General features: G+C 71.4%; 11 protein-coding genes. 5 read left to right on the top strand and 6 right to left on the bottom strand.

What is annotated here, in order from left to right; genetic code table 11:
• A partial coding sequence (locus L2I40_RS12400; protein WP_237215271.1) for a YeeE/YedE thiosulfate transporter family protein occupies positions 1-965 on the bottom strand: 965 nt, incomplete at its 3' end.
• Between the two features lie 144 nt (positions 966-1,109).
• On the opposite strand from L2I40_RS12400, the gene L2I40_RS12395 reads away from it, so the two are divergent.
• Positions 1,110-1,424 carry a c-type cytochrome gene (locus tag L2I40_RS12395; protein WP_237215270.1) on the top strand — a complete coding sequence of 105 codons (315 nt, stop codon included), beginning with the start codon at positions 1,110-1,112 and terminating at the stop codon, positions 1,422-1,424.
• Between the two features lie 132 nt (positions 1,425-1,556).
• The gene (locus L2I40_RS12390; RefSeq protein ID WP_237215269.1) at positions 1,557-2,210 is read left to right on the top strand and encodes a DUF2726 domain-containing protein; all 654 of its coding nucleotides are present in this window, start codon (positions 1,557-1,559) and stop codon (positions 2,208-2,210) included.
• 43 nt (positions 2,211-2,253) lie between these two features.
• On the opposite strand, the gene L2I40_RS12385 is transcribed toward L2I40_RS12390, so the two are convergent.
• From L2I40_RS12385 to L2I40_RS12365, 5 genes are all read right to left on the bottom strand, one after another.
• Positions 2,254-2,955: a hypothetical protein gene (locus tag L2I40_RS12385; protein ID WP_237215268.1), complete on the bottom strand. Its 702-nt coding sequence runs from the start codon at positions 2,953-2,955 to the stop codon at positions 2,254-2,256.
• Positions 2,956-2,963: 8 nt separating this feature from the next.
• Positions 2,964-4,364: a TRAP transporter large permease gene (locus L2I40_RS12380; protein ID WP_237215267.1), complete on the bottom strand. Its 1,401-nt coding sequence runs from the start codon at positions 4,362-4,364 to the stop codon at positions 2,964-2,966.
• A gap of 60 nt (positions 4,365-4,424) precedes the next feature.
• Positions 4,425-5,201, bottom strand: a complete 777-nt coding sequence (locus L2I40_RS12375; protein WP_237215266.1) for a TRAP transporter small permease subunit — start codon at positions 5,199-5,201, stop codon at positions 4,425-4,427.
• Between the two features lie 91 nt (positions 5,202-5,292).
• Positions 5,293-6,429 (bottom strand): TRAP transporter substrate-binding protein, encoded by a 1,137-nt coding sequence (locus L2I40_RS12370; protein ID WP_237215265.1) that lies wholly within the window; start codon positions 6,427-6,429, stop codon positions 5,293-5,295.
• A gap of 142 nt (positions 6,430-6,571) precedes the next feature.
• A complete protein-coding gene (locus L2I40_RS12365) occupies positions 6,572-7,393 on the bottom strand; it encodes a ferredoxin--NADP reductase (protein ID WP_237215264.1) in 822 nt (273 codons plus the stop codon).
• A gap of 100 nt (positions 7,394-7,493) precedes the next feature.
• On the opposite strand from L2I40_RS12365, the gene L2I40_RS12360 reads away from it, so the two are divergent.
• The 3 genes from L2I40_RS12360 to L2I40_RS12350 all read left to right on the top strand — a co-directional run.
• Positions 7,494-8,222, top strand: a complete 729-nt coding sequence (locus L2I40_RS12360) for a GNAT family N-acetyltransferase (RefSeq protein ID WP_237215263.1) — start codon at positions 7,494-7,496, stop codon at positions 8,220-8,222.
• A 28-nt stretch (positions 8,223-8,250) separates the two neighbouring features.
• The gene (locus L2I40_RS12355; protein ID WP_237215262.1) at positions 8,251-8,436 is read left to right on the top strand and encodes a hypothetical protein; all 186 of its coding nucleotides are present in this window, start codon (positions 8,251-8,253) and stop codon (positions 8,434-8,436) included.
• 94 nt (positions 8,437-8,530) lie between these two features.
• Positions 8,531-9,685, top strand: a 1,155-nt coding sequence (locus L2I40_RS12350) for an amidase (protein WP_237215261.1), incomplete at its 3' end; no start/stop codon positions are given.

The raw sequence follows: 9,685 nt of genomic DNA, 5'->3' as shown, positions 1-9,685 counted from the left end.
GCCGGGCCCGCGCCGGGCAGCCGCCAGACCCGCCCGCGCCCCGCCAGCGCCGGCGCCAGCGCGGCACCCGCCATCAGGCCGAGATCCATCACCGTGGTGCGGTCGGCGAGCAGCGGGCGCAGCAGCGCCTCGGTGCGCGTCGGATCCTCCCAGTAGAGCCAGAAGGCCGGATCGTCCCAGCCGGCCCATTCCACCACCCGCGAGCCCCAGAGCGGGAAGGCCGCCGTGATCGCCCAGGGCCGCCCCGCGAGCCACAGCGTCGCGAAGTTCAGCAACGCGAGCGCCACCGCGCCCCACAGCAGCGGCCAGGGCCCGCGCAGCAGGTCACCGCCGCCCCAACCGAGCGGCTCGACGCGGCCATGCCGCGCACGCTCCAGCGCCGCCGAGCCCAGCCAGACAAGCGCGAGCACGCCGAGCGTCACGCCCAACGCGGCGGGCGTGCCGAGCAAACCGGGCAGCGACACCGCCGGCAGCGCGGGCCAAGCGGTCCAGCGTTCCGCATCCCAGGCGGCGAAGGTGGCGCCGGCGACGAAGGCCGCGAGCGTGATCCACATCCGCGGCGCCTGCCCCCCGGCCGCCGTGTAGAGCGTGCCGGAGGCGCAGCCGCCGCCGAGCTGCATGCCGATGCCGAACAGGAAGGCGCCGACCAGCAGGCCGACGCCGACCGGGAAGACGAAGCCGCGCACCGGCTGGCCGAGGATCGCGCCGGCCTCGAGAACGGGCAGGAACAGCAGCGCCGCGACGCCGAGCATCACGACCTGCGCGCGGAGCGACACGCCGCGCCGCTCGGCGATCAGGCGCCGGAAGCCGCCGGCGAAGCTGAAGGTCGCATGGAACAGCACGAGGCCGAGCGCGGCGCCGAGCAGCAGCAGCGTGCCTTGCCGCCAGCCATGCGCGGTCGCCAGCCAGACCGCGGCGGCGGCCAGCAGGGCGCAGAATGCCGGCGTTGCGGCCCGTGCCGCCATCGCTCCCCGATCTCCCGGTCGTGACGTGCCGCAGATAGGCGATCGTGACGCCGGCGTGAACCGCGGCGGCGGGCGCGGCTTGAGACACCGCAATGACGCGCGAGGCGCGCCGTGGTGGCATGGCGCGCAGGGTGGGAGGCGGCGATGCGGACATGGCGGGTGGCGCTGGCGTTCCAGTTGATCGCCGGCACGGCGGCCGCGCAGGGCGATCCCGCGGCGGGGCGGCGCCTGGCGGAGGCCCAATGCAGTTCCTGCCACGCCATCGGCCCCGGCCGGTCGGGGCCGGCGCTGCCCGGTGTCACGCCCTTCCAGGCGGTGGCGGAGCGGACCGCCACGACGAGCCTGTCGCTGCAGGCCTTCCTGCGCACGCCGCATGCGCACATGCCGAACATCGTGCTGGACGGCCAGCAACTCGACGACGTGATCGCCTACATCCTGTCGCTGCGCGCCGCGCGATAGCACCCAGGGAACCATCGGCTCCAGGTCGAGCGCGACGGACACGGCACGCTGGACCGCAACCGACCGGGTCCTGTCGACGCACGCCCCCGCGATTTCGGTGACTCATTCTTCGCGCGAAGTTAACCTGGCGTCATGTCGCCCGAGCTGGCTGTCCTCGCCGAGACGCTCTCGCTGCCGGTCGCTGTCTTCCTTGTCGGCCTTGTCGCCGGGATGATGATCGAGCAGCTCCGCTCCAAGCTCCGACGTAACGCCTGGCAGAAGCGTAACCGATCGGACTGGAGCGGGAAGTCTCGCACGACGGGGCTGCTGAAGTCTGCGTGGGGGCCCAGGCTGGATCAGCCGCTGAGGCAGCCTGACGCCGCGGACCAGCTACGCATCGTGATGGGGGCCGATTTCACCATCCAGCCGCTGCTCAACAAGAGCGAAGCGCGGGTGCTGAAGGAGCTCGAACGATTCGTCGAGACCTGCAATCCGCGCTGGCAGGTGATGGCGCAGGTGTCGATGGGCGAGATCGTTCGCAGCAAGGATCAGGCCGCCTATGGCTGCATCAATTCCAAACGGGTCGACCTGCTCTTGATCGATGACGAGTGCCTGCCTCGGCATGCCATCGAATATCAGGGCTCCGGACATCACCAGGGCACCGCCGCGGCGCGCGATGCGGTGAAGAAGGAAGCGCTGCGACGCGCCGGCATCGGCTACCACGAAGTCGTCGCCGGTCAGACCACGCCCTCTGACTTGCAGCGCCTCGTCGAGAAGCTCGTCACCAAGCCCGCCGAGGCGCGCTAGGCGCATCGTCGCAGCCGGACCGCCCGCTGCTCGAATACGGCCTCTAGGCGAACGACGCCTCGACGCTGCCGAGCGCGCCGAGGCTTGCGCGCAGCACGCCTTCGGGCGGCCTCGGCGGCGTGAGGCCGGCGACGACGAGCAGCGCGCCGGCGGGCAACCCGCCCCAACGGCGCGCCGCGACGGCGGCCTCGGCGAAGGCGGCGGCGAGGTCGAGTTCAGCGCCGCGCACGCGGACGCCCTTCGCGCCGAGCGCGACCCGCAGCGTTGCAGGCGCCATGGCCTTTGCCTTGCCCGCGACGACAAGCCCGAGGCGCGCGAGATCGGCGGTGAGAGTCACGGAATCCTCGGGCGGCGCCGTGAAGCGCGTGGCGGCGATGTCGAGCGCGGGATGCAGGCGCGCGAAGACCGGCGGCGTGTCGCCGTCCGGATCGAGCGGTTCCGCGAGGACGCCGATCGCGGCAGCGGTGACTTCGGCATGGCGCAGCGCGGCGGTGGCGACCGGCCTGCCGGCGCCGATCAGCCGCCCCTCCACCATCGGCGCCGACAGCGTCGTGCCGCCACGGCGCAGCAGCCGGATGCCGCAGGGCACCAGTTCGAGCACCGCGAGCGTCGCCGCGGCGACCTCCTCGGCCGCGCCGAGGTCGCGCGGCGCGATCTCCTCCGGCAGCGCGGCGAGAGGGTTGCCCGTCTCGAACGCCTCGGCGAGCCAGCGGGCCGCGCCGGCGGGGTCGAAGGGCTGCGCCATCCCGGGCCTCAGTTGAAGGCTGGCAGGCGCAGTTCCTCCTGCTCCTGGAAGCCGCCCTCGGGCGGGGCGTCGAGCATGGTCGGCGCGCCGGGCGTCGGCGCCGGGGTGCCGTAGAGCGTCTCCGGCAGCCAGGTGACGAGCCCGGGGAAGAGATAGACCATGGCCATGGTGAAGATGACGATGAAGATGAACGGCATGCAGCCGGCGAAGATCTGCTCGAGCTTCACATGCGGCGGCGCGACGCCCTTCAGGTAGAAGGCCGCCATCGCCACGGGCGGCGAGAGGAAGCTCGTCTGCAGGTTCAGCGCGACGAGGATGCCGAAGAAGATCGGGCTCACGCCGAAATCGTCGAGCAGCGGCAGGAAGATCGGCACGAAGATCACGATGATCTCCGTCCATTCCAGCGGCCAGCCGAGGATGAAGATGATCACCTGCGCCAGCAGCATGAAGGTGAAGGTGTTGAGCGGCAGCGACTTGACGAACTCCTCCACCACGGTCTGGCCGCCGAGGTAGCCGAACACCGAGGAGAAGATGTAGCTGCCGACGAAGAGCCAGCAGACCATCGCGCTGGTCCGTGCGGTGAGGAACACGCTTTCCTTCAGCTTCTGCCAGGTGAAGGCGCGATAGGCGATGGCGAGGATGACCGAGCCGAGGCTGCCCATCGCCGCCGCCTCGGAGGGCGTCGCCAGCCCCATCAGGATCGAGCCCAGCACGGAGGCGATCAGCAGCGCGAGGGGGAAGAAGGACGTCAGCAGCGAGAGGATGATCGTGCCCACGGGCACGTTGCGCTCCTCGGGCGGCAGGCGCGGCGCCATCTCGGGGCGGATGATGCCCACCCCGATCGCGTAGAGGATGTAGAGCATCGCGAGCGTGACGCCCGGGATGAAGGCCGCGGCGTAGAGCTGCACGACCGACACGCCCGCCGTAGCGCCGTAGAGGATCAGCATGATCGAGGGCGGCACGAGGATGCCGAGGCAGCCGCCGGCGCAGGTCACGCCGGCCGCCAGCCGCGGGTCGTAGCCCGCCCGCAGCATGGCCGGGAAGGCGAGCAGCCCCATCAGCGTCACGACCGCGCCGACGATCCCGGTGGCGGTGGCGAAGAGCGCACAGGTGGCGAGGGTCGCGACAGCGAGCGATCCCGGCAGCCCGCCCGAGGCCAGTTGGAGCGACCGGAACAGGCGGTCGAGGATGTTCGCCCGCTCGATGATGTAGCCCATGAAGACGAAGAGCGGCACGGAGATCAGGACGTCGTTCGACATCACCGCGTAGGTGCGCTGCACCAGCAGGTCGAAGACCCGGTCGCCCATGCCGAAGTAGCCGAAGATCAGGCCCATCGCCATCAGCGTGAACGCGATGGGGAAGCCGAGCATGATGAAGAACAGGAACAGGATGAGCTGCGTGAGCCCCATGAATTGGTGGAGTTCTTGCGGAAGCATCGGCTGCGTGTCTCGGGCGAGGGCGGGCGGGCGTCAGGACTGGTGGTCGCGGTGGCGCGGGGCGGGGTCGTGCGATGCGCGCTCCTCCACCTCATGCGCGGCGCGGAGGATCGCCTCCTCGCCGCCCTTCGCCATCTCGGCCGCCAGGGCTTCGGCGCCCTTCGCCTCCGCGGCGGCGAGAATTGTGCGTTCCAGTTCCTCGACATCCGACAGGCGCTGCGGCCACTGGCCGCTGCGGATGCACTGCACGCAGCGCACGACCTCGACCAGGCCCTGCAGCAGCAGGAGTAGGCCGACCGCCGGGATGAGGAACTTGAAGGGCCAGATGATCGGGCCGCCCGGCGAGACTGAGCTGCGCTCGTTCTGCAGGTAGCTGAGTTCGAAGAAGTGGTAGCCCGAGATCATGAAAGCCATGATCGCGGGGAAGAAGAACAGGATGTAGAGCGTGAGGTCGAACTTGGCCTGAAGCGCGGGGCTGAAGTTGCGGTACAGGAAGTCGCCGCGCACGTGCCCGTTGCGGGACAGCGCATAGGCGCCGGCCAGCATGAACAGCGTGCCGTAGAGCATGTAGGAGGCGTCGTAGCCCCAATCCGTGGGCGCGCGGAAGAAGCGGCGCGCGGTTACGTCGTAGACGATCACGGCCGTCAGCACGAGGATCGTCCAGGACCCGGTCTGCCCCACCAGCGTCGACAGCCGGTCGATGCCGAGCAGGACGCGCTGCACCCCGGCGCGATGGGCGAAGGCGATGCCGAGCACGATTGCCGCGACGACCACTGCCGCGATCAGGAACACCGCACCCCTGTCGGTCATTCGCCCGCCTCGTTCACCTGCCTCGTCCTTGCGCGCAGAAGGGCCGGCCCAGGTCGCCCCGGGCCGGCCCGTCCGATGCCTTCGGCCTGGATCAGCCGCGCGCGAAGAAGTGGTTGTAACTGATCACCGGGCTCGCTTCGTAGCGGAGGTAGAACCCGCCGACGCGGCGGCACCACTCGCGCTGGCTGTCGCAGACCTTCTTGAAGAACGGCCCGGCGGCCGGCGAGGAGTTGTCGCCTTCCATGCGCGCGATCACGCGGTCCCAGGCCTGCAGCTGCGCGTCCAGGATCGTGCGCGGCGTGGTGCGCACGTTCACACCGGCCTGCGCCAACGCCACCAGGTCGCGCGAGTACCGGTCCTGCTGTTTCCAGCTCATGTCCGCCGACGCCGCCTCGGCCGAATGGCGCAGCACCGCCTGCAGCTCCTGCGGCAGGGCTTCGTAGCGCTGGCGGTTCCAGAGGACCTCGAAGGTCTCCACGCGCTGGTGGAAGGACTGGATCATGTAGTTCCGGGCCACGTCGGCGAAGCCGAGCACGCGGTCCGAGGAGGGGTTGTTGAACTCGGCGCCGTCGATCACGCCGCGCTCGAGCGCCGGGACGATCTCGCCGCCCGGCAGCGCGACGACGGCCGCACCCATCTCGTTGAAGAGATCGGTCGCCAGGCCGACGGTGCGGTAGCGCAGGCCGCGGATCTGGTCGGCGCGCTCGATCGGGTTGCGGAACCAGCCGAGCGGCTGGGTCGGCATCGGGCCCGACTGGAAGCCGATGGCGTTCATCCGCAGGATGTCGTGCATCAGCTCACGGTAAAGCGCCTCGCCGCCGCCGTAGTAGAACCAGCCGAGGAAGTGGTTCGCCTCGTTGAACCAGGGCGGCGTGGTGCCGAACAGGCTGAAGGCGCGGTTGCGGCCGAACCAATAGGCGGAGACGCCGTGGCCGCCATCCAACGTGCCGGCATGCACGGCGTCGAGCAGCTGGAAGGCGCCGACCACGGCGCCGGCCGCGAGCAGCTCCACGCGCAGGCGGCCGCCCGCGAGATTGTTCACGCGGGTGACATAGTCCTGCGCGAATTCATGGAAGATGTCGCGCTGCGGCCAAGTGGACTGGAAGCGCAGCGTCGTGGTCTGGGCGCGGCTGACATTCGGAGTGGCCAGGACGGCGGCGCCGGCGGCGCCCACGGCGGCGAACTTGAGCAGGCCACGGCGCCCGGCCGCGGTCGTCGTGTCAGTCATGTTGTTTCCTCCGGCAACGCCGTCCGCGCTCGGCGCGACCGGCGTGGTTTGACCCGTGCCCACTTACGGGGCCGGTCGGCGATGCGCAAGCCGCAAGACGAAATTGTTCCGAAGCTGATCCGGCGGGCCTGGGGGCCGCGATCTACTTGGTCACGAACGCTTTCTCGACGACGTAGGTGCCGGGATCGTTGTTGGATCCTTCCACGAATCCCCTTGCTTCCAGCAGCGCCCGCACATCCGCGTTCATCGCCTCCGACCCGCACAGCATCGCCCGGTCGCGCTCCGGCGAGAGCGGCGGCAGGCCGAGATCGCCGGTCAGCGAGCCGTCCTCGATCATCGTCGTGATGCGCTTGCCGCGGACGAAGGGCTCGCGGGTGACGGAGGGGACATAGGTCAGCTTCTCCGCCGCCAGCTCGCCGAGCAGCTCATGCGCGGGCAGTTCGGCCGAGATCAGCTCGCGATAGGCGAGCTCGGCCTCCTGCCGCACCGTGTGCACCAGCACGATCCGGTCGAAGCGGTCATAGGTCTCGGGGTCGCGGATCAGGCTCATGAAGGGCGCGAGCCCGGTGCCGGTCGCGAAGAACCACAGCACCCCGCCCGGGCGCAGATTGTCGGTCACCAGCGTGCCGGTCGCCTTGCGCCCGATCAGCACATGGTCGCCCGGCTGGATATGCTGCAGCCGCGAGGTCAGCGGGCCGTGCTGCACCTTGATGGAGAGGAACTCGAGATGCTCCTCCCAGGGCGGGCTCACCATCGAATAGGCGCGCACCAGCGGCTTGCCGTCCACCATCAGGCCGATCATCGCGAACTGCCCGGCGCCGAAGCGGAAGGACGGATCGCGCGTGCAGGTGAAGGAGAACAGCCGGTCGGTCCAGTGATGCACCGACAGCACGCGCTCCTGGAAGAAGCCGGGGGGGGCGGCAGGCGCCGGCTTGGCGGCGAGATCGGGGGCGGTGCTGCTCATCGGGGTCCTAGATGCGCCTGTCGCGCGGATGCTGCAACGCGGCAGGTCGCATGGCCTTGCGGTGGCGCAAGCCTGCGCCCGGGTTCATGCTCGGCGCGCCATGCCGGACCTGCCCAAGACCGCCCCGCCGATCGGCCCCGCGGTGGACGCCACCCCCCGCCCCCTGCCCGCCCGCATCCCGCATCGCGGCGCCGCCGTTACGCTCGAGCCGCTGGCGGTGCGGCATGCCGAGGATCTCTGGGCGGCGGCGCAGGCCGATCCGGCCGGCGCGGGCTGGGCATATATGGGCTACGGCCCCTTCCCCGACGCGGCCGCCATGCGCCGCCACGTCGCGGCCTTCGCCGCGCAGCACGACCCGATGGCCTGGGCCGTCCGCCCGCACCGCTCCGGCCGGGTCGAGGGCTGGCTGACGCTCATGGAGATCCAGCCCGCCAACGCCGCCATCGAGATCGGCCATATCTGGTTCTCGCCCCGCCTGCAGCGCACGCGCGCCGCGACGGAAGCGATGTTCCTGCTGATGCGGCATGCGATGGACGACCTCGGCTACCGGAGGCTGGTCTGGAAGTGCAATGCGCTCAACGCGCCCTCCATCGCCGCGGCGCGGCGGCTCGGCTTCGTGGCGGAAGGCGTGCTGCGCGCGCATCTGGTGGTGAAGGGCCACCGGCGCGACACCGCCTTCTTCTCCATCCTGGACAGCGAATGGCCGGCGCGGCGGGATGCGATCGCGGCCTGGCTCGACGAGGCGAACTGGGACCATGCCGGCGCGCCGCGCGCCTCGCTCGCTGCCGCGACCGCCGGGCTGGAACCCGAACGGCCGCCGGCCATATGACCGGCGAAGCGACCCGAGGGAGGCAGCCATGACCCCGTTCGAGCGCCTGGCCGGGCTCCAGGCCGTGGAAGCCAGCGAGGTGATGGCCTGGACCATCCTGGCGGGTGGCGTCGTCTTCGCCGCCTGCGCGAAGCGGCTGCCGGAGGGCGCCGCGGCGGTGCTGGCCGGCGTCGCGGCCGTGGCGACCAAGGCGGCGCTGCTGCCGCTGCTGTAGCCGGGCGGCGTCCGCTGGCCGCGCCCTCGGTTGTCCCCAGGGGCGGTTTCCTTTACGATTCAACCCCGTAACGCAGATCCGGGAAGCTGGCAGGATGCCGCGGGTGATCGAGGACAAGGTCGGCGCCTTCGTGCCGGGGCCGCGCGTGGAGATCGCCGGCGCCGCGGACGGACCGCTGAAGGGCCTCTCCTTCGCCGTGAAGGACCTCTACGACGTCGCCGGCACGCCGACGACCTACGGCAATCCCGACTGGGCACGCACCCATCCCGTCGCTGCGGCCACCGCGCCGGCGGTGCAGGCGCTGCTGCAGGCCGGCGGCGAGCTGGTCGGCAAGACCAAGACCGTCGAGCTGGCCTATGGCCTGACCGGCGAGAATGTCTGGCACGGCACCCCGGTGAACCCGGCCGCCCCGGACCGCTTCCCCGGCGGCTCCTCCTGCGGTTCGGCCGCGGCGGTGGCAGCCGGGCTGGTGGATTTCGCGATGGGCTCCGACACCGGCGGGTCGGTGCGCATCCCGGCGAGCTATTGCGGCATCTTCGGCATCCGCCCGTCCTGGGGCGCGGTCAGCCTGGCCGGCGCCTGCGGCCTCGGGCCCAGCTTCGACACCGCCGGCTGGTTCGCATCGCGCGCCTCCGTCCTGCGCCGCGTCGGCGAGGTGCTGCTGCCGCCGGGCGGCGAGGCGCCGCTCGGCCCGCTGCTGAAGGTGCAGGAGGCCTGGGTCAATGCGGTGCCCGGCGTCGCCACGGCGCTGCAGCCCGCGCTCGGCGCGGCGGAGCGCGTGCTCGGCCCGGCGCTGTCGGTGCACCTGGTCCCCGAGACGCTCGATGCGCTGTTCGAGAATTTCCGCCACGTCCAGGCGGAGGAAGCCTGGGCGACGCTCGGGTCCTGGGTGGAGGCCACCGCGCCGAAATTCGGCCCCGGGGTCGGCGAGCGCTTCGCCGCCGCCAAGGCGACCGACCCCGCCAAGGCGGCCGCGGGACGCCGCTTCCGCGACCTGTTCCGCGCGCGGCTGCACAGCGTCCTCGCCGGCGGGGCGGTGCTGGTCTACCCGACCTCGCCGGTGCCGGCGCCGAAGCTCGACGCGGATGCCGGGCTGCAGCAGGCGGTGCGCGAGCGCACCATGGGCGTCACCGCGATCTCCGGCTTCGGCAGCCTCTGCGAGGTCAGCATCCCGGCCGCGCGCGCCGAGGGCGCGCCGGTCGGCCTCTCGCTCGTCGCCGCCCCCGGCCGCGACCGCGCGCTGCTGGCG

It is taken from the genome of Falsiroseomonas oryziterrae (assembly GCF_021864505.1).
Taxonomy (GTDB): domain Bacteria; phylum Pseudomonadota; class Alphaproteobacteria; order Acetobacterales; family Acetobacteraceae; genus Falsiroseomonas; species Falsiroseomonas oryziterrae.
This window is presented reverse-complemented; position numbering and strand designations above follow the sequence as displayed.

Coding starts and splice junctions, on each gene's coding strand:
- L2I40_RS12390 (WP_237215269.1), top strand. CDS start 1,557: ATGTCGCCCGAGCTGGCTGTCCTCGCCGAGACGCTCTCGCTGCCGGTC.
- L2I40_RS12355 (WP_237215262.1), top strand. CDS start 8,251: ATGACCCCGTTCGAGCGCCTGGCCGGGCTCCAGGCCGTGGAAGCCAGC.
- L2I40_RS12385 (WP_237215268.1), bottom strand. CDS start 2,955: ATGGCGCAGCCCTTCGACCCCGCCGGCGCGGCCCGCTGGCTCGCCGAG.
- L2I40_RS12370 (WP_237215265.1), bottom strand. CDS start 6,429: ATGACTGACACGACGACCGCGGCCGGGCGCCGTGGCCTGCTCAAGTTC.
- L2I40_RS12395 (WP_237215270.1), top strand. CDS start 1,110: ATGCGGACATGGCGGGTGGCGCTGGCGTTCCAGTTGATCGCCGGCACG.
- L2I40_RS12375 (WP_237215266.1), bottom strand. CDS start 5,201: ATGACCGACAGGGGTGCGGTGTTCCTGATCGCGGCAGTGGTCGTCGCG.
- L2I40_RS12365 (WP_237215264.1), bottom strand. CDS start 7,393: ATGAGCAGCACCGCCCCCGATCTCGCCGCCAAGCCGGCGCCTGCCGCC.
- L2I40_RS12380 (WP_237215267.1), bottom strand. CDS start 4,364: ATGGGGCTCACGCAGCTCATCCTGTTCCTGTTCTTCATCATGCTCGGC.
- L2I40_RS12360 (WP_237215263.1), top strand. CDS start 7,494: ATGCCGGACCTGCCCAAGACCGCCCCGCCGATCGGCCCCGCGGTGGAC.